The 20778-nt window shown below is 41.4% G+C and carries 24 protein-coding genes and 1 pseudogene; 14 read left to right on the plus strand and 11 right to left on the minus strand.

Annotated features, from left to right (window positions below):
• Positions 1–453 (minus strand): annotated as a pseudogene (locus tag AAGC65_RS14870) (hypothetical protein); the annotation flags it as partial.
• 232 nt (positions 454–685) lie between these two features.
• Here AAGC65_RS14870 and kbl point away from each other — a divergent pair.
• From kbl to AAGC65_RS14920, 10 genes are all read left to right on the plus strand, one after another.
• Entirely contained in the window at positions 686–1876 is a 1191-nt protein-coding gene (kbl, locus tag AAGC65_RS14875; RefSeq protein ID WP_343113249.1) for a glycine C-acetyltransferase, read from the plus strand.
• Positions 1877–1986: 110 nt separating this feature from the next.
• Positions 1987–3018: a phenylalanine--tRNA ligase subunit alpha gene (gene pheS, locus AAGC65_RS14880; RefSeq protein ID WP_343113250.1), complete on the plus strand. Its 1032-nt coding sequence runs from the start codon at positions 1987–1989 to the stop codon at positions 3016–3018.
• A complete protein-coding gene (locus tag AAGC65_RS14885) occupies positions 3015–3428 on the plus strand; it encodes a hypothetical protein (RefSeq protein WP_343113251.1) in 414 nt (137 codons plus the stop codon). Before pheS ends, AAGC65_RS14885 begins: the two co-directional genes overlap by 4 nt.
• Positions 3429–3431: 3 nt before the next feature.
• Entirely contained in the window at positions 3432–4013 is a 582-nt protein-coding gene (locus AAGC65_RS14890) for a TetR/AcrR family transcriptional regulator (protein ID WP_343113252.1), read from the plus strand.
• Positions 4014–4167: 154 nt separating this feature from the next.
• A complete protein-coding gene (locus AAGC65_RS14895) occupies positions 4168–4902 on the plus strand; it encodes a ferritin-like domain-containing protein (protein WP_343113253.1) in 735 nt (244 codons plus the stop codon).
• Positions 4903–5303: 401 nt separating this feature from the next.
• A complete protein-coding gene (rlmD, locus tag AAGC65_RS14900; protein ID WP_343113254.1) occupies positions 5304–6713 on the plus strand; it encodes a 23S rRNA (uracil(1939)-C(5))-methyltransferase RlmD in 1410 nt (469 codons plus the stop codon).
• Between the two features lie 118 nt (positions 6714–6831).
• Complete coding sequence (locus tag AAGC65_RS14905) at positions 6832–7227, plus strand: hypothetical protein (protein WP_343113255.1); 396 nt, start codon at positions 6832–6834, stop codon at positions 7225–7227.
• 62 nt (positions 7228–7289) lie between these two features.
• Complete coding sequence (locus AAGC65_RS14910; protein ID WP_343113256.1) at positions 7290–7799, plus strand: phosphoribosyltransferase family protein; 510 nt, start codon at positions 7290–7292, stop codon at positions 7797–7799.
• 31 nt (positions 7800–7830) lie between these two features.
• The gene (locus AAGC65_RS14915; RefSeq protein ID WP_343113257.1) at positions 7831–8067 is read left to right on the plus strand and encodes a hypothetical protein; all 237 of its coding nucleotides are present in this window, start codon (positions 7831–7833) and stop codon (positions 8065–8067) included.
• On the plus strand, positions 8060–8365 hold the full coding sequence (locus AAGC65_RS14920; RefSeq protein ID WP_343113258.1) for a hypothetical protein: 306 nt from the start codon (positions 8060–8062) through the stop codon (positions 8363–8365). The genes AAGC65_RS14915 and AAGC65_RS14920 overlap by 8 nt, the downstream gene beginning before the upstream one ends.
• On the opposite strand, the gene AAGC65_RS14925 is transcribed toward AAGC65_RS14920, so the two are convergent.
• Genes AAGC65_RS14925 through AAGC65_RS14940 form a run of 4 tightly spaced genes read right to left on the minus strand, consistent with a single transcriptional unit; the run spans position 8352 to position 11572 of the window.
• Positions 8352–8861 (minus strand): shikimate kinase, encoded by a 510-nt coding sequence (locus tag AAGC65_RS14925; protein WP_343113259.1) that lies wholly within the window; start codon positions 8859–8861, stop codon positions 8352–8354. The two genes, AAGC65_RS14920 and AAGC65_RS14925, sit on opposite strands and share 14 nt — an antisense overlap.
• Before the next feature lie 9 nt (positions 8862–8870).
• Entirely contained in the window at positions 8871–9929 is a 1059-nt protein-coding gene (locus tag AAGC65_RS14930) for an ABC transporter permease (RefSeq protein WP_343113260.1), read from the minus strand.
• 1 nt (position 9930) lies between these two features.
• Positions 9931–11082, minus strand: coding sequence for a BT_3928 family protein (locus AAGC65_RS14935; RefSeq protein ID WP_343113261.1), 1152 nt, complete (start codon positions 11080–11082; stop codon positions 9931–9933).
• 10 nt (positions 11083–11092) lie between these two features.
• Positions 11093–11572: a DUF1599 domain-containing protein gene (locus AAGC65_RS14940; protein WP_343113262.1), complete on the minus strand. Its 480-nt coding sequence runs from the start codon at positions 11570–11572 to the stop codon at positions 11093–11095.
• 233 nt (positions 11573–11805) lie between these two features.
• Between AAGC65_RS14940 and folP the strand changes: the two genes are divergently transcribed.
• Positions 11806–12678, plus strand: a complete 873-nt coding sequence (folP, locus tag AAGC65_RS14945; protein ID WP_343113263.1) for a dihydropteroate synthase — start codon at positions 11806–11808, stop codon at positions 12676–12678.
• A 13-nt stretch (positions 12679–12691) separates the two neighbouring features.
• Here the strand turns inward: folP and AAGC65_RS14950 are convergent, their stop codons facing one another.
• From AAGC65_RS14950 to AAGC65_RS14970, 5 genes are all read right to left on the minus strand, one after another.
• The gene (locus tag AAGC65_RS14950; protein WP_343113264.1) at positions 12692–13237 is read right to left on the minus strand and encodes an NUDIX hydrolase; all 546 of its coding nucleotides are present in this window, start codon (positions 13235–13237) and stop codon (positions 12692–12694) included.
• A 130-nt stretch (positions 13238–13367) separates the two neighbouring features.
• On the minus strand, positions 13368–14162 hold the full coding sequence (locus AAGC65_RS14955; RefSeq protein WP_343113265.1) for a TPM domain-containing protein: 795 nt from the start codon (positions 14160–14162) through the stop codon (positions 13368–13370).
• A gap of 12 nt (positions 14163–14174) precedes the next feature.
• Positions 14175–14609 carry a TPM domain-containing protein gene (locus AAGC65_RS14960; protein ID WP_343113266.1) on the minus strand — a complete coding sequence of 145 codons (435 nt, stop codon included), beginning with the start codon at positions 14607–14609 and terminating at the stop codon, positions 14175–14177.
• 106 nt (positions 14610–14715) lie between these two features.
• On the minus strand, positions 14716–15294 hold the full coding sequence (locus AAGC65_RS14965; RefSeq protein WP_343113267.1) for a LemA family protein: 579 nt from the start codon (positions 15292–15294) through the stop codon (positions 14716–14718).
• Between the two features lie 267 nt (positions 15295–15561).
• A complete protein-coding gene (locus AAGC65_RS14970; protein WP_343113268.1) occupies positions 15562–16131 on the minus strand; it encodes a sigma-70 family RNA polymerase sigma factor in 570 nt (189 codons plus the stop codon).
• Between the two features lie 467 nt (positions 16132–16598).
• Here AAGC65_RS14970 and AAGC65_RS14975 point away from each other — a divergent pair, with 467 nt between their 5' ends.
• Genes AAGC65_RS14975 through AAGC65_RS14985 form a run of 3 tightly spaced genes read left to right on the plus strand, consistent with a single transcriptional unit; the run spans position 16599 to position 18989 of the window.
• Positions 16599–18149: an FAD-dependent oxidoreductase gene (locus tag AAGC65_RS14975; RefSeq protein WP_343113269.1), complete on the plus strand. Its 1551-nt coding sequence runs from the start codon at positions 16599–16601 to the stop codon at positions 18147–18149.
• On the plus strand, positions 18146–18631 hold the full coding sequence (locus tag AAGC65_RS14980) for a DinB family protein (RefSeq protein WP_343113270.1): 486 nt from the start codon (positions 18146–18148) through the stop codon (positions 18629–18631). Before AAGC65_RS14975 ends, AAGC65_RS14980 begins: the two co-directional genes overlap by 4 nt.
• Positions 18624–18989 carry a CoA-binding protein gene (locus AAGC65_RS14985; protein ID WP_343113271.1) on the plus strand — a complete coding sequence of 122 codons (366 nt, stop codon included), beginning with the start codon at positions 18624–18626 and terminating at the stop codon, positions 18987–18989. Before AAGC65_RS14980 ends, AAGC65_RS14985 begins: the two co-directional genes overlap by 8 nt.
• Positions 18990–19069: 80 nt before the next feature.
• Here the strand turns inward: AAGC65_RS14985 and AAGC65_RS14990 are convergent, their stop codons facing one another.
• Positions 19070–20470, minus strand: coding sequence for a methyltransferase RsmF C-terminal domain-like protein (locus AAGC65_RS14990; RefSeq protein ID WP_343113272.1), 1401 nt, complete (start codon positions 20468–20470; stop codon positions 19070–19072).
• Between the last annotated feature and the right edge of the window lie 308 nt (positions 20471–20778).

Below are 20778 nucleotides of genomic sequence, written 5' to 3' on the forward strand. Positions count from 1 at the left end.
CGTAACCGCATTTTTAAACTTGCCTAAAGAGTGCTCATAGTTGGAGCGTACATCTAATACAACCACATCGTCACGATCCTTCATAGCCAAAAATTCTTTGGGTTCCAGATGTTTGCCTGTTTGTTGTTGTGGGTTAATCACCTCAGGGTCGCGCAGGCCCGAATGTACGATCTCAGATTTGTAACGAACGTGCATTTTTACAAACGAAGGCGTATCAACTTCATCAATTTTGAAATCGATAGCGGCAAAGCGTTCGTCGGCATGTACGGTATCCATATAGGTTTTGCAGGCCTCGGCAGTTCCCGAAACAGTGCCGTTAAGCCCTTCAGTAGCTACAATAATGCGGCCGGTTAGCCCCAGGCTTTTACAGAATTTTAAATGATCGGCAGCAAATTGCTCCGCATCAGCTATTGTTGAATAACAATAGTACAGTAGTGTGTTATATATTGCCATAATCCATTGATACTGTTGCAAACAGTGTTAAATGAAGCGCAAAGATAAATAATTGAGCCTAAAGCTCAAAGCAAAAAGCGGAAGGCATAAAGCTTTAAGCCTTTAGCCTTCGGCTTTCAGCTTGATTGTAGAATTTTTGATATAAACTGAACTTAATAAATAATTAAGGTTCAATTAACCCTGTCAAATGCCCGTTAATGCTTAATTTTGCACCCTTTAAATAGCATATCATATGTATAACACATTAAAGCCAGTTTTGCAGCAGGAGCTTGCTGATATTGAAAGTGCCGGATTGTATAAGAAAGAACGTATTATTACATCGGCGCAAGGTGCCGATATTACAGTTCAGGGTGGTAAGGAAGTGATCAACTTTTGCGCAAATAACTACCTGGGCCTTTCGGGCAATTCAAGAGTAATTGAGGCTGCTAAAAACGTAATGGATACTCATGGCTACGGCTTATCATCAGTACGTTTTATTTGCGGTACGCAGGATATTCACAAACAACTGGAGGCCAAAATATCTGAGTTTTTGGGTACTGAAGATACTATATTATATGCAGCGGCATTTGATGCTAATGGTGGTGTTTTTGAACCTTTGTTTAATGATCAGGATGCTATTATATCTGACGAACTAAACCATGCATCTATTATTGATGGCGTGCGCTTATGTAAAGCACAACGTTATCGCTATAAACACGATGATATGGCCGATCTGGAAGAGAAGCTAATCGCGACCAAAGATCTGCGTCACCGCATTATTGTAACTGATGGCGCTTTCAGCATGGACGGAACCATTGCTCAGCTTGATAAAATTTGTGCCCTGGCCGATCAATACAACGCTTTAGTGATGATTGACGAAAGTCACTGCTCTGGTTTTATGGGCAAAACCGGTCGCGGAACGCATGAACACCACAACGTAATGGGTCAGATAGATATAATTACCGGTACTTTGGGTAAGGCATTAGGTGGTGCATCGGGTGGTTTTACATCGGGCCGTAAAGAAATTATCGATATGCTGCGTCAGCGCTCACGCCCATATCTGTTCTCAAATACTTTAGCTCCGGCTATTACCGGTGCATCTATAGCGGTGTTGGATATGCTGAGCGAAACTACCTCATTACGCGATAAGCTGGAGGATAATACCCAATACTTCCGTAAAAAAATGACCGAAGCAGGTTTTGACATTAAGCCGGGTGTACACCCTATTGTACCGGTTATGCTTTATGATGCCAAGCTTGCGCAGAAATTTGCCGCTAAAATGCTCGATGAAGGTATTTATGTTATCGGTTTCTACTATCCGGTGGTACCGCAGGGTAAAGCACGCATTAGGGTACAAATATCGGCCGCGCATGATACTCAACATTTAGATAAGGCTATTGCCGCGTTTACCAAAGTAGGTAAGGAATTAGCGGTAATTAAATAATAGTCCTGTTTTTTTATATTTGCACACTTAGAGGTATCTTGATGTTTCGCAGATACCAACAATCTAGACTGGTTTACTACCGGTAAAGTAAAATTAAAATATATCATACAATGCAAGCTCAAATAGATCAGTATACGTCCGAAATTAATGCATTTTCGCCGGCTAATGCCGAGGAACTGGAAGCATTCCGCATCAAGTTTTTAGGAACCAAGGGAATTATCAAAGACCTTTTTGAGCAGTTTAAAACCGTTGGCCCCGAAGAAAAACGCACCTTTGGTAAGGTACTTAATCAGTTTAAACAACTGGCCGAGGCTAAATATAATGAGTTGAAAGACCAGCATAGTGCTGAGAGCAGTACTCAAAACTCGCAGGATCTTACTTTACCAGGTGATGATTTTACTGTTGGTTCGCGTCATCCGCTTTCGCTGGTACGTAACGAGATCATTGATATATTTAAACGTTTAGGATTTGTGGTGGCCGAAGGGCCGGAGATAGAGGATGACTGGCATAACTTTTCGGCACTGAACTTTCCGGAAGAGCACCCTGCTCGTGATATGCAGGACACCTTTTTTATTAAAAAGAACAGCGGTAAGGATGATATTGCCCTGCGTACACATACTTCATCGGTACAGGTAAGGATGATGGAGCATGGTAAACCACCGTTCAGGGCTATTATGCCGGGCAGAGTTTATCGTAACGAAGCCATATCTGCCCGTGCACATTGCTTTTTTCATCAGGTAGAGGGTTTGTATGTTGATGAAAATGTATCATTCTCAGATTTGAAGCAAACATTGTATCACTTTGTGCAGGAATTATACGGCGAAGGTACAAAAGTACGTTTCCGTCCGTCATACTTCCCGTTCACTGAGCCATCTGCCGAAATGGATATATCATGTACCATTTGTGGTGGGCCTGGCTGTAATATGTGTAAATACAGTGGCTGGGTTGAAATATTAGGTTGCGGTATGGTTGATCCGAACGTATTAGAAAACTGCGGTATTGACAGTAAGAAATATACCGGTTTTGCCTTTGGCATGGGTATGGAAAGAATAGCCAACCTGAAATATGTGATACGCGATCTGCGTTTATTTTCAGAGAACGATGTTCGTTTCTTAAAACAATTCCAAACCGAAATGTTATGAGGAAGCTCATACTGATCTTACTAACAAGTATTTGTTTTATTTCATGTGGAAAGAGTGGGGATACTGTTCCGAGTTTGCCGGTAAATTTTCAGGCCTCATTAACCGATCCGCGTTTGGCTAAGCTAAATACCCAGGGTGGTGCTGTGCTAATTAATGGCTACGGAGTTTCGGGATTGATCATTTATAGGAGGCCTGATGGCGTTTATGTAGCTTATGACAGATGTAGCAGCTACATGCCCGAAAAAAAGTGTGCCGTTACTCTTGACGACACGGGATTTTCCGTGACCGATCCCTGTAGCGGATCGAAATTTTCATTAGCTGATGGAACGCCTGTAAAAGCGCCTGCTACCAAATCGCTTCGCCAATACCAGGTAGTAACCACTCAGTTCACTATTCAAGTTGTTAATTAATAAATGGAAGCCGATAAAATAAAAGATAGTATAAAAAGGGCGGCACAGGATCTGTTCCGCAAATTCGGTTACCATAAAACGAGTGTTAACGAAATTGCAAAGAAGGCAAAAATTGCAAAAGCTACCATTTACAAATACTTTGATAGTAAAGAGGCTGTTCTGCACATTTTGCTGATGGATTACATTAAGGCTAGTGTTGATGATCTGGTGCAAAGCAATACGCCAGATTTGGATGAGGAAGTATATTTAAACAACCTCATCATGAAAACCTGTCGACTGTCGTATACCATATGTAATGAGTTCATTGGCTGGGATTTTATCAGGGAATCAACCAACTCGCAGGATTTTTTAAAAAGTCTTTCCAACGAGTTGGAGGAATTATTAATGGCTTCTTTTGTTCAGCTACCGGGCATCCGTCAGCATGAAACTTACCAGCAGCGTTTACGTTTCCTGATCAAATGCAGTAAAAGCATCGTGTTCAGTTTTGCATTTACATCGGTAAGCGATTCAGATGTACGTAAGAATTTTGTTTCTTTTCAAAAGGAGATCCTTCCTTACCTGGTAAAGGCGGCTGTTTCGGTTTAGTTTTTGATGAATAATTTATTTGGAATCATAAAATCTTCTTTGTTACTTTGAAATACAAAGTGAATAAAAAAGGAAGAGTTTCTTCAGTTAGGCCATTGGGCCTTTATTTTTGATTGTTAACTTTGAAATACAAAGAACTTTTAAATTAATTAATATGCATGCAAGTAATTATTGGATAAATCATTTCAAGGCAAATGCTTCTATAAAAAGAGTTAACTGGAATTCAAGGCCTGCAATAACTCCCGAAGAAATTAATATCATACTGCCATCCCTGCAAGCCTGGCAATTGGGAGAAACATCAGAGGGCAGAAACCTGATTGCAGCATCCACCAAATACGCGGATAAAATAAGCGACCCTGATTATGTAGAAGCCGTAAAACTTTTTATAAAGGAAGAACAAAAACACGGTAATAATCTGGGATTGTACCTAGATGGCATTGAACAACCACGTATTAAAAAAGATTGGGGCGATAGTCTGTTCCGGAGGGTAAGATACTTGAATACAAGTATGGAAATATGGACGCTGGCTGTTATTGTTGTTGAAAGCACAGCACAAATATTTTATCAATCGTTAAAGGATGCTACAGAATGCGGCTTGTTAAAAGAGATCTGTACAGATATTTTAATTGATGAAGCATATCACATCACATTTCAAACAGAACGCCTGGCTATGATATTTGAGAGGAAAAACCCATTTTCCCGTAGTTGGCGCAAGCCAGCTTATCGCTGTTTCTTTTATGCCTCATCAACCCTGGTATGGTTTGCTCATAAAACGATATTCAAGGCCGGTGGCAATACTTTTGAAACATACAAAAGAAAAATGGATTTTAAATATGCTAAAACGATAAAAATGATCACCAGTGCACAAGAAGTACAATGGGATTATTAGAGGTGTAAAAAATACCGTATACTAACTTGGTTTTTGGTATTAAATTTACTATGTTAGCATAGTAAATTTTTAATATGAGTCGCGAACTAACAGAATTTTCAGACCAGATTGATGAGCAGTTTGACATAGCCATAGCCGATATGGATGCAGATGATTTTGTATCCTATCTCATGAGCTTGTTTGCTTGACGTGGTATTTTCACTTTATAGTAACTCGCTTTTAGCGGCATGGTATTTTATTGTCTGTTAGTTCCAATTCTAATCCCAATATTGTTATCTCGATTCTTGTTTCTTGACCCTTGCATCTTTCTTCTTATTTCTTCACTCTTGATTCTTGCATCTTATTTCTTGTTTCTTTCTACCGTTTCAGGATTAAATAAATACGGTTAACTTTGCAGCCTGATGAATAAAGTTGCTAAACAGAAGTTTTTTGAAGATGTTCGGATCATTGATATTGCCGAAGAAGGTAAGGGCGTAGGTAAAACCGACGACTTTGTGCTTTTTGTTGATAAAGCCATCCCCGGCGACGTTGCAGATGTACAGGTTTACAAAAGCAAAAAGAATTTTGGCGAAGGAAAGATTGTTGCGCTTAAACAACCTTCAGAATACCGTGTTGAACCATTTTGCGAACATTTTGGTACCTGCGGGGGCTGCAAATGGCAGCACATGGATTATAAGGGTCAGCTAAAATTCAAGCAAAAATCTGTAGCTGATGCCTTGGGCCGTATAGCCAAAATTGATGTAGATGGCATGATGGATATTGTTCCATCCCCTGCCGACCGTTATTATCGTAATAAACTCGAGTATACTTTTAGTGATAAGCGCTGGTTATATGATGGCGAGAATAAAGAAGACGAAACCCTAAATATGAACGCGCTGGGTTTTCACATTCCCGGCCGTTTTGATAAGATACTTGATGTTAAGCATTGCTACCTGCAAGCCGAGCCTTCAAATGATCTACGCAACAATATTCGTGATTTTGTGATAGCAAATGGTTATTCATTTTATAATCTGCGTAACCATGAAGGTGCTTTGCGTAACCTGATCGTACGTACTTCATCAACCGGTGAGGTCATGGTGATCGTTGTATTTGCTTATGTAAGCGAGGAGGAAGTGAATAACCTGATGAACTTTATTGATGCCGGTTTCCCGGAGATAACATCATTGCTGTACATCATCAACCAAAAAAAGAACGATACCATTTTTGACCAGGATGTAATTGCTTTTAAAGGTCCTGAATATATTCATGAAGAAATGAATGGTATCAAATTCCGTATCGGTCCCAAATCATTTTATCAGACCAACAGCATCCAGGCCCTGCGCCTGTATGAAATAGCCCGCGACTTTGCCGGCTTTAAAGGCGACGAGCTGGTTTATGACCTCTACACCGGTGCGGGTACCATAGCTAACTTTATTGCCGGCCATGTAAAGGAAGTGGTTGGCGTTGAGTATGTACCAACCGCTATCGAGGATGCAAAGGTAAACTCAGCTATCAACAATATCACCAATACTAAATTTTACGCTGGCGATATGAAGGATGTGCTGGTAGCGGATTTTGTGGCAGAGCACGGAAAACCAGATGTAATTATTACTGATCCGCCGCGCGCAGGTATGCACCCAGATGTGGTAAACCGCCTGATGGAAATTGAAGCTGAAAAAATTGTGTATGTAAGCTGTAATGCTGCTACTCAGGCTCGGGATTTGCTGATACTTAAAGAAAAATACGATACTGTAAAAATACAACCCGTTGATATGTTCCCGCACACGCAACACGTAGAGAACGTGGTGTTGTTAGTGCTGAAGAAGGATTAGTGGACAAAGGAACAATGACAAAAAATCCTTGAATTTGTTTAATCCTGGTTCAGACAAAAAATCAGACACAAGAGTATCAACGAAATAAACGGAGTCAAAATAAATCAACGGCCAATATATGCAACCCGAAGATCTGTTAAACGAAGGTAACGAAAGTCCGAAGAGGGCAGCGGATAGTCCGTTGGTAAGTTTGGAACGCGATCTTAAAATTTTTAAAGATTCTATCCATGAGGTAGCTGTAGAAATTATGATGGAAGGCCTTTCATCATACCCTATTTTTATAGCACATCAGCATGAAATTAAACTTGGAGAGGTGATACTGGACAAAAATGATCTGAACTCGGAATGGAGTATACATGCCTCAACCCTTGAAGAATTTACCGAGCGGGGTGTAATTAAACCCGAGCTGAAAGATAGGTTCATTAACAGCTACAAAAACCCAAACGAATATATGTGCGTTTTTGTGGTTGTGCCCGAGGGTGCTAACTTTGTTTATTTTCCGTATGGGAAGTAATAATTGAAGCAGTTGTTGGATAGTTAATTTTATATATTTACATCAGTATTTATTATCCGAACATGTCCGAAAAGAAACTCCTGATATTAAACCAACAGCAGATACAACAAAAGATAGATCGTATTGCCTACCAGATACTGGAAGATAACTTTGACGAGGAAGAAATACTCATTGCCGGCATATTACCCCGTGGCAACCACATTGCCCAACGCATAAAAGATATTTTAGATGGAATTGCTCCATTTAAAAGCAAGCTGTTAACCATCGAGATTGAAAAGCAAAGCAGTACGTTGCAGGCAATTATTGATTTTGATAAACAGGAATGCAACAATAAAGTAGTGATATTGGTTGATGATGTGCTGAACAGCGGTAAAACTTTGGCTTATGGTTTCGGTGTTTTTCTGGACGTTCCGCTGAAAAAGTTGCGTACAGTTGTACTAATTGATCGTAACCATAAGAACTTTCCGGTAACTACTGATTATGCAGGCGTTGCCCTTTCAACCGTGATCAAAGAACATGTAGATGTTGTTTTGACCGAAACAGGAGGTGAAGACGCAGTTTATTTGATGTAGAATAGTTAAATTTGTTTATATACTTTCAATTATGTCAGTAGCTGAAATCAAAAAAACAAAATCAAATTTAATAGCATGGATTGAGCAGCTTTCAGATTCAAACATGTTGATGGTTTTAGATGGATTAAGGAATGCTAAAACTGACAAAGATTGGTGGGATGACCTATCTGAATCACAAAAAAAGCATATTGGTGAAGGAATAAGTGATGCTGAAAACGGCAGGATAGTTTCTTCAGATGTGTTTTGGAAAAATCTAAAGGATGCCTGAAAGTTTTCCTTTAGCCATAGTTTATACCAAGCGTTCAAATACCGATGCAATAGCCATCAAAAACTATTTATTGTATAAGTTTACCCAAAAAGAAGTAGCTAAATTTTATAGACTACTTCAAATATTTGAGCGTGTTATAACAGTTTTTCCTGAACTTTATCCATTAAGTTCAAAGGGTAAAAATGTTCGTAGGGCAGTCTTAAGCAAACAATTATCTGTTTTTTATAAGATTAACCAAGATCAAATCGTAGTAATTGCGATATTAGATAACCGGGTTGATTATTCTAAATGGCCTTAATCCCCAAAGCTTCTTCCAATTTCTCTACAGACATATCAATCCCTTCGACAATATTGCTGGCCTGTAAATAATAACTTTCGCGTTCGGCGAGTTTGCCGGTTATAAACTCAACTAATTCCGGGCCTTGCTTACCTTGCAGTACCGGGCGAATGGTTTTGCTGTTTTCCAGCCTGTCGGCCAGTGTTTTGGGCGATAGTTTAATGTACAGGGTTTTGCCGTTAGCATTCATCCACTGCATATGGTCAAAAAAGCAAGGCAAGCCACCACCTGTTGATACCACTACGTTTTCAGGGTATTCAGTTTGTTTCAACACATCCGATTCCAGTTTGCGAAATGCATCTTCGCCAAAGCTCGAAAAATATTCAGCAATGCTCATACCGGCCTTTGCTTCCAGTACATGGTCAAGGTCAATAAATTCGTAGCCTAATTTGGCAGCCAGTTTGCGGCTCCAGGTGGTTTTACCACAACCCATAAAGCCGACTAAAAAATACTTCATAATAATATATCAGCTTAATTTTACCCGCGGATCTATCCAAACATAAATAATATCAACCAGAATACTGATCACCACAAAAATAAAAGCGATAAAAAGTATCGAACCCATCACCACTGGAAAGTCTGACATTTCCAGCGCATCAACTGTAGCTTTTCCTAAGCCGTTGTAACCAAAAATGTATTCCACAAAAAAAGATCCGGCCAGTAAAGAGGCAAACCAGTTGGCAATAGCGGTGATCACGGGATTAAGCGCGTTTTTAAGCGCGTGGCGATAAATAATAGTGCGGCTACCCAAGCCTTTGGCCCTGGCCGTACGGATATAATCCTGACCTAAAACATCCAACATGGCATTACGGGTAAGCTGTACAATAATAGCCAGCGGCCGCAAGCCAAGCGTGATCATGGGTAATATTAAATTCCGGATACTGATCACCTCGCCTTTAAAGGGATCATAGCTGTATAAACTGCCCGACATGTTTAATCCTGTATACTTGCTCAGTTCAAACCCAAATATCCAGGCAATAATGATTCCTGCAAAGAATGATGGTGCGGAAATTCCCAAAGTTGAAAAACTAATGGCCAGCTTATCTATCCAGGTATCTTTATTAACTGCGCTCAGTATCCCTAAAAATACACCTATAATAATAGCAAATATCATAGCTGTGGTGGCCAGCACCAGCGTATTGGGAATTACCTCTAACAAAAGACTTGCTACGTCTTTACGGGTTTGATAGGAGCGGCGCAAGTAAGGCCATTTCAAAGCAAGAACTTTTGTATCACTGATAGGAAACAGCCTGGCGTAATGATATCGCTGTTGTTCATCAGCGTTATTCAGATGAATACCTATGGGTGAAAGATCATTGAGATAATAGGCAAACTGTACAGGAATAGGTCTATCCAGTCCAAATTCTTTGCGCACGGCCTGTAATGACTGTACGTCGGCACGCTGACCCTGGGTCATGCGAGCTGGGTCAACCGGTAAAATATTGAACAGAAAAAAAACAACCACTACCACGCCCAGCATTACCGCCAGTCCGTAAAATAATTTGCGGATGAGGTAACTGATCATGTTATTGATGTTGAAAATATTTTTTCACCATGCTATCGTAAGTGGGTACCGAATGGTAATGCCATTTATTAATGATGGTTCCGTTTTTGAGCAGTAGCACGCCCGGATTGGCACGTACCATTGATTTAAGCGGTACGCCATCTGAATAAAAAATTTCGGTAACTAATTTGTGCGTTTTGGCAAAAGCCTGGGCGCTTTGGGCCGAATTGGAAGTAAGCAGCACCGTACGGAGGTTATAATTTTCCGTAGCGTTGATAGCCAATGCATTTAAACGGTTAATGGCTTCACCGCTGGTTTTATCCAGGTCATAAGCTACAATAATGAGGCTGTAAAAAGGATTGCTCAATAATTCTTTTGTATAATCATTACCCTGGCCATCCTGGATAGACAGGTCGCGGATCTTAGGTTCAAAACCTTTTTTGATAAGGCGGCTTTCAGGATTACCCACTACTTCCCAGTTAGCATCTTTCCAGATATTGGTGCTCAGGTATTCCTTGTCGCTCATTACCTTGGTTTCGCCTGTCTTTTTATTTTTAAGATTGTAGGTAACCTCAAAAACGTCAAGCGGGGCACCGGCAGGTATTTTCATTTCATCCAATATGTTAGCACCTACTTTGTAAGGTAAAAAGTCGATAATGGGCATAAAGTTGTAGGTGTAAATACCGAAACCTATTGATACAATGGCCGCGCCTATAAGCCATTTATCGCCTGTTTTTGGTTTAAACAAAGGTTTTATTTTGGTGCGGTTAATGAACAGTACCAATACCAGCACCAGCAATACCATATCTTTACTAAACGACTGCCAGGGCGTAAGCGGAATAGCATCACCAAAGCAACCACAGGTTTGCACAACCTTGAAAAAGGCAGAATAAAATGTTAAGAAGCCAAAAAATATAATGAGTAGCAATAATCCCCAAGTGATTTTTACAGCCCTAACGCCTATCAGTAATGCAAAACCCAGTAACATTTCTAATGCGCACAGTAGTATAGCCATGCTCAGTGCAAAACTGTTCAGGAACATGATGTGGAAAACCTCAAAATATTCTTCCAGCTTATAAGAAAATCCTAATGGGTCATTAGCCTTGATCAGGCCCGAGAAAATGAATAGCAAGCCAACCGCTATTCTGCAAAACCAAATAAGGCTGTTTTTCATTCAGGTAATATTATACTCCAAGTTTAATTAAGGCGAATACCGAATAGTTAAGCATATCCTGATAGTTAGCCTTTACACCTTCTGATGCTTCGGTAAGGCCCTGATTATCTTCGATTTGCTTAACGCGTAGTAGTTTCATCAATATCAGGTCGGTTAAAGAACTGATGCGCATATCGCGCCAGGCCTCGCCATAATCATGGTTTTTGGCAAACATAAGGTCTTTAGTTTCCTGCACCTTCTCATTAAATAATCCTTCTACGTGGTCTGGTGCAAGTTCGTTAGGGGTATCGGCGCTGCATTCCAGTTGCATCATGGCTATAACGCAATAATTAACTATGCCGATATATTCGCCGGTAATATCTTCGCCAACTTTTGATACCTTTTTTTCTTCGAGTGTGCGTATGCGCTGCGCTTTGATAAATATCTGGTCGGTGATGGATTGGGGGCGTAATATGCGCCATGCGGTACCGTAATCACGGGTCTTTTTCATGAAAAGCCCCTTACAAATGTTAATAACTGCGTCGTATTCTGATGATGTATTCAAAGTGTTGCCTGTTTGAGTCTACGTGCGGTGGCTGGGCCAGGCATAACTTCACGTCCCATCTTTGCGCCTTCAAACAAGAAGGTTTCGCACACGCCAAATTTAGATATTAATCCTTTGAAATATTAGCCTTGTAATAACTTTGTTTGAAGTTAGATTAACTTTACGCTATTAATTTATTAATGAATTCGACGTTTATGTCTGAGTCTGTATTTTTTCATAAAAAGGTTACCCTAAATGCCGGCGGTAAACTTATCGACATATCCCGGCCCAAGGTAATGGGCATTATTAACCTAACGCCCGATTCATTTTATGCTGGCAGCCGCAAGCAGGGTGTTGATGAAGCCTTACAACAGGCCGAAAAAATGCTGATGGATGGCGCCACCTTTTTAGATATAGGCGCTTACTCCTCGCGCCCGGGTGCCCAGGATATTTCCGTAGCCGAAGAAACCGACAGATTATTACCCATTGTTGAAGCTATTATTGCCGCTTTTCCTGAAGCGGTGATTTCTATAGATACCTTCCGTGCTCCCGTAGCTGAAGCTGCTATTAATGCAGGCGCGCATATTATTAATGATGTATCTGGCGGGCAATTGGATAACGATATGTTTGCAACTGTAGCTCGCTTACAGGTGCCTTATATATTAATGCACATGAAAGGTACTCCGCAAACCATGACCCAACTTGCGCAGTATGATAATGTATTTTTGGATGTATTTGACTATTTAGCATCACGCTATCATCAGTTAAAGCAGCTGGGTGTTCACGATGTGATCATTGACCTGGGTTTTGGCTTTGCTAAAAAGCAGGAACACAATTATGCTTTGATGAGCCGTTTGCAGGATTTTCAGATGATGGGCTTACCCATACTTGCAGGAATATCCCGAAAAAAAATGATATATGGTTTGCTGGGAAATACAGCTGCTGAAGCGTTAAATGGTACTACTGTTTTAAATACCATAAGCCTGATAAAGGGCGCTAATATATTGCGGGTGCATGATGTAAAAGAAGCAGTAGAGGCAGTTAAGATCTGGGAGCTGTTAACGCGTTCTTAAAATGCCCGGAGTATCATAATGCTCCGAGCTTTACCATACCATAAAATAAGCCTGCGCAATGCATGGCCTGTACTATTTTATTTTCCAGCAACATCTGCTTTACTTCATCTATGGTGTATTCCTCAACAATTAACTCCTCGTGGTCATCCAGTGATTGACCTTGTACTTTTTTACCACCTTTGGCTAAATAGGTAAAAGTTTGATTGTTGGCAGTTGATGGGTTGCCATAAACGGTGCAAAGCAGTTCAAAGTCATCAAACTGATAGCCTGTTTCCTCCAGTAATTCACGACGTAACCCTTCAACAGGTGACTCATCGCCATCAATAACCCCACCTGGGATTTCCAGCGAGATGATGCCGGCAGCATGGCGGTATTGCCGTACCATTAATACTTTATTATTTTCGGTTACAGCTACTGCATTAACCCAGTTGCTGTATTCTAAAACATAATAATCATCAACAATGCGGCCGTTGGGCATTTCGCATTTATCAATCCGTAGGGTAGCCCAAGGGCCTTTGTGTATATAATGAGATGAAAGTAATTTCCAGGTAAGATCCATGTATAATAATTAGTGAATTATTGAGTGATTGAATTATTGATTGGGTGAGGGGTTTAAATTATCGATTTAGTGAATTATCGTTCAAATAAAACAATAATTCATTAAATCAATAATCCAATAATTGCAAAGCTTACCAGCTGCCGCTTGATCCACCGCCGCCGCCGCTTCCGCCGCCAAATCCTCCGAAGCCGCCACCGCTGCTGCCTCCTCCTCCAGAGAAACCTCCCCAGTCAGAGCCACTGCTTCTGCCACCGCCACCAAGCATATTGCCTGCTAAAAACCACCAGAACGGACTTGCGGCACCTCTGCCGCCAATAATTTGCCGGCCTCCACCGCCGCCCCCACGGTTACGGAATATAATGATCAGTATTACGATCACGATGATAATTAGTATCATAGCGCTACCACCGCCTTTAACGGCTTTTGATTGTTTTTTATCCGCTTTGTACTCGCCTTTGGTGTATTTGATTATGCTGCTGGTAGCCGCATCAAGTCCGCCGAAATAGTCACCCTGTCTAAAGCGTGGCTTGATGTCATTCTGAATGATTTCCTGGGTTATTATGTCTGGCAAAGAACCTTCGGCCCCGTATCCGGTTTGAATAGATACCTTACGGTCACCAAGGGCAACCAACACCAGAATACCGTTGTTTTTATCTTTCTGGCCAATTCCCCATTTACGTAGTAAAGCTACACCGTAAGCATTAATATCATAACTACCTACCGATTTCAGTATCACTACAGCAACCTGGGTACTGGTAGAATCATTAAAGGCAACCAGTTTAGTTTCGAGTTTTTGCTTATCGTCTGCAGATAGGGTATTAGTATAATCTGTAACGAGTGTGGTTGATCGCTCCGGAAAATCCTGCGCCAGTACTGCAAAAGTGCTTAGCAACAGGCTAAAGAACAATATGATTTTTTTGAACATGTGTTTTAAGTGTTAATCGCCATCCATGAAGGCAATGTCATCGGGCAGTTCATTGTTGTTGCCCTGGGTATTAGGGAAATATTTTTGCAGCTGTTCTCCCGCTATTTTTAGTCCGGTGATGATGCCTTCTACAATGTCGCCATATTTAAAGTGCTGCATCATATCCTCTTTAGTGCTATCCCAAAAATTGGGTGGAACAACCTGGTTTATACCGGCATCGCCTATAATGGCAAACTTACGATCCACCGTAGCCACATAAATAAGCACCCCGTGACGAAGCTTGGTTTTGTGCATATTAAGTTGAAAGAAGTATTTGGCTGCCCGGTCAAGTACCTCTTCGCTGCATTTTTTTTCAATGCACACACGGATCTCGCCCGAACTCCGGTTCTCCGCTTCTTCAATAGCCTTACGGATCCGCTGCTGTTCTTCGTCGTTAAATACAGGCATAATAGTTATGATTTCACTGATTTTAAGAATGATTACACCGATTACTTTGATATCAACAGTTTATAATCTGTGTAATCATTTCAGCAATCAGTGAAATCAATGATAATTAAAACTCAACCTTTGGTGCTTTATCAGCGCCAGGTTCGGCGGTAAAATAGCCCTTTTCAGTAAAGCCAAACATTTTGGCGGTTATGTTGGCCGGGAATGAACGGATCTTGGTATTAAAATCCTGAACAGCAGTATTAAAATCCTGACGTGCTACCTGTATGCGGTTTTCAGTTCCTTCAATTTGAGCTTGAAGGCCCAGAAAATTTTCGTTGGTTTTTAAATTAGGATAATTTTCGGTTACCACCAGCAATCTGCCTAATGCCGAACTTAATTCGCCCTGGGCAGCTTGAAATGCTTTGATAGATTCCGGTGTTAATTTAGTTGGGTCAACCTGTACGGCAGTAGCTTTGGCGCGTGCCTCAACCACAGCAGTAAGGGTGCTTTTTTCAAAATTGGCTGCGCCTTTTACAGTATTTACCAGGTTAGGAATCAGATCGCTGCGGCGTTGATACTGGCTTTGAACAGCTGCCCATTTGGTTTTAATGTTCTCGTCGCCTTTAACCATGCTGTTATAGCTGCATGAGCTTAATGACATTGCTGCCGTTATGATTAATATTACAGATAATAGCTTTTTCATTTAATTATGTTTTTTGAGATGTGATTTTCCGTTAGATTACAAAATACGTACCGTTGTTACAATCGCTAACGCTTAGTGACAACATGGCAATATACATGTCTATAAAGATAATTAAAACATTTAAGCTATCAGGAATATTACACAACACTTCAAAAATTAAGCGTCGTTATCTGCTATTTTGTGGTTCAGGTCGGAAGTGCCTGAACTTTTGCGTGTTTGATGATACTTCGGGGAATTGAAGATGAGTTGGAAAAAGCAGGATAAAGTTTATCCTGCCATACAATGTTGTTCGCGCGAGGTAAGCTTGCTGATCATCTCTTTCAATACGTTACGGGCGCGATACAACGTGGTGCGAGATAACAATTCGGTCATGCCTAATGAGTTACCTATTTCCTGATGCGAGTACCCTTCAATAGCATACATACTAAATACAGAACGATAGGTTTTTGGCAGTTTTTGTACCAGTTTCATCAGGTCTTTTGCTTCCAGGCCATTCTCGTTGTATGATTTGCTTAGCGGCATATTGCTTTCGGCGGCAAAATCATCAACAAGCATCATGGGTTTTAATTTGCGATAGCGTGATATGGCGCAGTGTACCATGATACGGCGAATCCATCCTTCCAGGCTGCCATCGCCCCGGAAATTATTCATGTTTTTGAACATTTTTATAAAACCTTCCTGCAGTATATCCTGCGCTTCATCTTTATCGGTTGCATAACGCATGCACACGGCCAGCATTCTTGGCGCTAATAATCTATATAATTGTTCTTGTTGCTTGCGGTCGTTTTTTAAACATCCTTCCCAAAGGGTCATTAAGCGGTCTTCAGCGATATTCATGTTGTGTTGTAATTTTATATGGAGCCTATGCCAATACAGATGCCATTTTGTAAATTATTGATTTTCAATAAAATAAATTTTGAGTATCGTTTAAAACTGTTCGATAGCGGACGGTCATTGTGCACGGACGGACGGTTTTACTCACCCGGTCTACGCTTCGCTGGACCACCCTCTCTTCGCCTGTGGCGGAAAGAGGGTGGGAAAAATTGATTAAGACTAAAAAGACAAAGGAGCAAAGAAAATATTTTTTTCACCCTCTTTCCAGCGAAGCTGAAGAGAGAGTCGACAAGCGAAGCGATGTCGGGGTGAGTCGATGAACAGTCTGATTTGGTGAAACTGCTTTTTGATGGGCTTTACTCCCAAAGGATAGGGCTTTTGTTTCACTATGATGAGTTTTTGAATATAGAGATGGAAGATGATTTTTTCTACCTTTGCATTAATCCGGGATAAAAACCCGGCCATTATTTATGACCAAAGAAGTAGAAATAGTATGTCCCCCCGGGCAGCAGGAAGACCAGGCTGTGATAACCCGTTTAGCAGCAGCTTCCCTGAATATCCAACCCAAAAACATATCGGCAGTAAAAATTTTAAAACGCTCTATTGATGCCCGTGGCCGTAAGGTAGTTTACCGCATGCAGGTACAGGTTTTTTTAAATGAGGTTTATCAACCCGAAATATTTACCGTCAATTATCCCGATGTACAATTTGGCAGGCCTGTTATTATAGTAGGTGCCGGCCCGGCGGGTTTATTTGCCGCGTTGCAATGTATACAGTCGGGTTTAAAGCCAGTTATTATTGAACGGGGTAAGGATGTAAAACAACGCCGCCGCGATTTGGCCAATATTAATAAGCAAGGTTTGGTAAATCCGGAGTCGAACTATTGTTTTGGTGAAGGTGGTGCCGGAACTTATTCGGATGGCAAGCTATATACGCGCTCAACCAAACGCGGTGACGTAAACCAGGTGCTGAAAATGTTTGTGGCCCACGGTGCCGACGAAAATATTTTGGTTGATGCCCGCCCGCACATCGGTACCAATAAGCTGCCACAGATTATTACCGCCATGCGCGAAACTATACTGAATGCCGGCGGGGAGATCATGTTTGATACCAAAGTAACCGCTCTACTGGTAGAGTTTGGCAAAATAAAAGGTGTAAAACTGGCCAATGGCGAAAAGCTAACTTCCGACGCGGTGATTCTGGCCACCGGCCATTCCGCGCGTGATGTTTTTGAAATGCTGCATCATCAAAATATACTGATAGAGGCCAAACCATTTGCTTTGGGAGTAAGGATAGAGCATCCGCAGGAAATTATTGATCGCGCGCAATATCATTGCGAACACCGGGGACCAGATTTGCCCCCATCCTATTACAACCTGGTTGAACAGGTAGATGATCGCGGCGTATTTTCTTTTTGTATGTGCCCCGGTGGTATTATAGCTCCCTGCGCAACCGAGACTAACGAAATTGTGGTGAACGGCTGGAGCCCATCTAAACGTAATAATCCATTCGCCAACTCGGGTACCGTAGTACAGATCAATATGGAAGATGTGGCAGGTGATAATAGCGACGCTTTTAAGATGCTACATTTTCAACAGCAGATAGAGCATGCCGCGTTTGTGGCCGGCGGAGGTAACCTGGTTGCTCCCGGCCAGCGCATGGTTGATTTTGTGGAAGGGCGGCTGTCAACCGATTTACCGGTAAACTCCTACCTGCCTGGCACCAAAAGTACCGAACTTAAAGAGGTGCTGCCGCAATGGATACACAAACGCCTGCAAAAAGCACTGCCCGCCTTCGGCAAAAAAATGAAAGGATATTATACTAACGAAGCGATATTAGTAGGTGTAGAATCACGCACATCATCGCCGGTAAAAGTTCCGCGCGATAAAGAAACCCTACAACACCCGCAGGTTCAAGGACTGTTTCCTTGCGGCGAAGGCGCAGGTTATGCGGGTGGCATTATTTCTGCTGCAATTGATGGTATCAATTGCGCGTTGGCAACTTTAAAAATATTATCATGAGTATTTCCGAAAAACTTTCATCACAATTAACTAATGTGTTATCGGGCGATCCCTGGTATGGCTCGCCTGTATATACTATAATAGAAGGTATCAGCTTCGAGGCAGCTTATGAAAAGCCTCCCGGATCTGTACACAACGTAGCAGAAATAGTTTTGCATATGGTAGCCTGGACGGAAGAAGTGATGGACAGGATGAATGGCCTGCCATCGGGCCTACCAACCAGCGGCGACTGGCCCCCGATCGGGAAACCCGACGAACAAAAATGGCAGAATTATGTTGAGGATTTAAAGCTGGTTAACGTAAATTTGATTGGTATCATCCAAAAATTCCCACAGGAACAATGGAATGAACCGATTAATGATGAACGTAACCGCGGACTGGGTACTGGGGTAACTTATGAAGAGCTGATCAACGGATTGATACAGCATCACATCTACCACTCGGCCCAGATAGCGTTATTAAACAGAATAATTAATGGCTGACAAAAAAACATTGGTATTAGGCGCCACACCCGATGCCAGCAGATATGCTTACCTGGCCGCCAACAGGTTGGTAAGTAAAGGACACACTATAGTAAATGTAGGTATTAAAACGGGCGAAGTAGCCGGCGTGCCTATTGAAAAACCCGAAACCATTCATAACGATATTGACACCGTGACATTATATGTTGGCCCGCAAAACCAACCACCACTGTACGATTATATATTAAACACCCATCCAAAGCGCATTATATTTAATCCCGGCACAGAAAATTCTGAACTGCGCCGTATGGCCAATGAAAAAGGTATCGAAACGGAATATGCCTGTACGTTGGTACTATTATCTATAGGGGACTATTAGCCCCAATCTCTAAATCGGAATCTTTGAAAATATTTATGTAGAGGCACATTACATGTGCCTCTTTTTTTATGCCCTTAGAGTTAAATGGTTCCCCCTTTAGGGGGCTGGGGGACCTCCTGCGAAAATATCCGGATTTCCTTAGGGTAATAATTATTGATACGATTGGGTAATAACTTGGCCCAACCCAGTGTATGGCCTTCAAAGGTCATTAAGCTCCATCCTTTTTGAGTAGGGTTAAGGTCGATGTTATCACGACGCAGATATTGTATAGCCTGATCGTGATTTAGTGGGGTTTGCAAAACAGCGTCCTTGTTAATAACAGTACTCAGAGCAAGTTCATGATCGGGTATTAGATCTTTCCCCATCAATTTACCAATCCTCACCCCCGATTTTTTAAGGTATAGATGGCGCTGTAAAATATTCAGGCTTTCTTTATGTGTACGGTTAATAGCCAGCCATTCATCGTTCACGGTAAAATAATAAAAGCTGTCGGGATTGCTGATATAGATTTTTACCTGATCAATCTCCTTGCTGCTTATTTTTTGCGACATGTTGTTTTTAAAGTTGCCCAATTCACCGGTGTTGTTTTTCTTTTGTAAACAGGCAGCAAATAAGCCCTCGCCTTTCACCTGTCCCGGATAAAAGCGATAGCCCCATGCTTTTTGCTGTGCCGACTGGCTTTCTACAATCCCCCAGTCCTTATATATAGGTATACGAATACTTTCAAGCTCAAATTCCTGGCAAAGCCAATCCAGTATATCCTCATTTTCCTGGTGCGAATAAGAGCAGGTACTATATATAAGGTAGCCATCCTCATTCAATGCCGGTAGTATGTCGGCCAGTATACGCTCCTGTCGCTGGTGGCATAGGTTTACATTATCTTCAGACCATTCATTCATAGCCTGCGGATCTTTACGGAACATTCCCGAACCGGAGCAGGGCGCATCAACCAGGATAATATCAAAAAAGCTTTTCAGCCGGCCAATATCTCTGGGATCGTTATTACTTACAATTACATTGGCCTGGCCCCAACGGCTTAGGTTATCTGTTAATATAGGTACGCGGGTTTTAATAATTTCATTGGCCACCAGCAGATCATAGGGCCCGATGGCCGAATTAAGCAGTGTGCTTTTACCTCCGGGGGCCGCGCAAAGGTCGAGCACCTTTACAGATTCCGTATTATTTTGCCTGATATGTTTTACAATATGATCAATAAACATAGATGAAGCTTCCTGTACATAATAACATCCGGCATGAAAAAGCGGATCAAAAGTGAACGACGGACGCTCGTTTAAATAAAAACCATCGGCACACCAGGGCACCTGTCCGTCGGCTTTTTGGGCCGAAGGCTTAAAGGGGTTTAGTCTTATAGAGGTAGGAGCATCCGAAAATTGATGGGCTTTAATGAAACTTTGCTCATCAAATCCGTTTTCTGCGCTTAACAACGTCAGGAAGTTTTCAGGAAATGGGTGGTTGTTCATATACTTTTCAAATATACAAATTAGGTAAATGCTATTATTTATAAGATATAAAGGGCATCTGTTATTAAGTTTGAGATTAGTTTACAGTGAGTTGTAAAATTGTTTTAATTATTTGAAAATTTCTCTTGGTTGGTATTGGGTTTTGTGTGTACATTTGTGGCCGCTCAAGGAAAAAGGGCGTTGTTTTTTGAAGATCAGCAAATTGAAAAAAAGTTTTAAAAAGTTGAAAAATCACTTGCTAAATTAAAATAAGATTTGCACCTTTGCAGCCCGCTTGAGAGGGAGATAAGAGAGAAGGAAAAGCGGGA

It is taken from the genome of Mucilaginibacter sp. (assembly GCF_039207105.1).
In the GTDB taxonomy this organism is placed as follows: domain Bacteria; phylum Bacteroidota; class Bacteroidia; order Sphingobacteriales; family Sphingobacteriaceae; genus Mucilaginibacter.

What these genes read in the sequence shown, in the direction of transcription:
- kbl (WP_343113249.1), top strand. Translation starts at nt 686, where the DNA reads ATGTATAACACATTAAAGCCAGTTTTGCAGCAGGAGCTTGCTGATATT.
- pheS (WP_343113250.1), top strand. Translation starts at nt 1,987, where the DNA reads ATGCAAGCTCAAATAGATCAGTATACGTCCGAAATTAATGCATTTTCG.
- AAGC65_RS14885 (WP_343113251.1), top strand. Translation starts at nt 3,015, where the DNA reads ATGAGGAAGCTCATACTGATCTTACTAACAAGTATTTGTTTTATTTCA.
- AAGC65_RS14890 (WP_343113252.1), top strand. Translation starts at nt 3,432, where the DNA reads ATGGAAGCCGATAAAATAAAAGATAGTATAAAAAGGGCGGCACAGGAT.
- AAGC65_RS14895 (WP_343113253.1), top strand. Translation starts at nt 4,168, where the DNA reads ATGCATGCAAGTAATTATTGGATAAATCATTTCAAGGCAAATGCTTCT.
- rlmD (WP_343113254.1), top strand. Translation starts at nt 5,304, where the DNA reads ATGAATAAAGTTGCTAAACAGAAGTTTTTTGAAGATGTTCGGATCATT.
- AAGC65_RS14905 (WP_343113255.1), top strand. Translation starts at nt 6,832, where the DNA reads ATGCAACCCGAAGATCTGTTAAACGAAGGTAACGAAAGTCCGAAGAGG.
- AAGC65_RS14910 (WP_343113256.1), top strand. Translation starts at nt 7,290, where the DNA reads ATGTCCGAAAAGAAACTCCTGATATTAAACCAACAGCAGATACAACAA.
- AAGC65_RS14915 (WP_343113257.1), top strand. Translation starts at nt 7,831, where the DNA reads ATGTCAGTAGCTGAAATCAAAAAAACAAAATCAAATTTAATAGCATGG.
- AAGC65_RS14920 (WP_343113258.1), top strand. Translation starts at nt 8,060, where the DNA reads ATGCCTGAAAGTTTTCCTTTAGCCATAGTTTATACCAAGCGTTCAAAT.
- AAGC65_RS14925 (WP_343113259.1), bottom strand. Translation starts at nt 8,861, where the DNA reads ATGAAGTATTTTTTAGTCGGCTTTATGGGTTGTGGTAAAACCACCTGG.
- AAGC65_RS14930 (WP_343113260.1), bottom strand. Translation starts at nt 9,929, where the DNA reads ATGATCAGTTACCTCATCCGCAAATTATTTTACGGACTGGCGGTAATG.
- AAGC65_RS14935 (WP_343113261.1), bottom strand. Translation starts at nt 11,082, where the DNA reads ATGAAAAACAGCCTTATTTGGTTTTGCAGAATAGCGGTTGGCTTGCTA.
- AAGC65_RS14940 (WP_343113262.1), bottom strand. Translation starts at nt 11,572, where the DNA reads ATGAAAAAGACCCGTGATTACGGTACCGCATGGCGCATATTACGCCCC.
- folP (WP_343113263.1), top strand. Translation starts at nt 11,806, where the DNA reads ATGAATTCGACGTTTATGTCTGAGTCTGTATTTTTTCATAAAAAGGTT.
- AAGC65_RS14950 (WP_343113264.1), bottom strand. Translation starts at nt 13,237, where the DNA reads ATGGATCTTACCTGGAAATTACTTTCATCTCATTATATACACAAAGGC.
- AAGC65_RS14955 (WP_343113265.1), bottom strand. Translation starts at nt 14,162, where the DNA reads ATGTTCAAAAAAATCATATTGTTCTTTAGCCTGTTGCTAAGCACTTTT.
- AAGC65_RS14960 (WP_343113266.1), bottom strand. Translation starts at nt 14,609, where the DNA reads ATGCCTGTATTTAACGACGAAGAACAGCAGCGGATCCGTAAGGCTATT.
- AAGC65_RS14965 (WP_343113267.1), bottom strand. Translation starts at nt 15,294, where the DNA reads ATGAAAAAGCTATTATCTGTAATATTAATCATAACGGCAGCAATGTCA.
- AAGC65_RS14970 (WP_343113268.1), bottom strand. Translation starts at nt 16,131, where the DNA reads ATGAATATCGCTGAAGACCGCTTAATGACCCTTTGGGAAGGATGTTTA.
- AAGC65_RS14975 (WP_343113269.1), top strand. Translation starts at nt 16,599, where the DNA reads ATGACCAAAGAAGTAGAAATAGTATGTCCCCCCGGGCAGCAGGAAGAC.
- AAGC65_RS14980 (WP_343113270.1), top strand. Translation starts at nt 18,146, where the DNA reads ATGAGTATTTCCGAAAAACTTTCATCACAATTAACTAATGTGTTATCG.
- AAGC65_RS14985 (WP_343113271.1), top strand. Translation starts at nt 18,624, where the DNA reads ATGGCTGACAAAAAAACATTGGTATTAGGCGCCACACCCGATGCCAGC.
- AAGC65_RS14990 (WP_343113272.1), bottom strand. Translation starts at nt 20,470, where the DNA reads ATGAACAACCACCCATTTCCTGAAAACTTCCTGACGTTGTTAAGCGCA.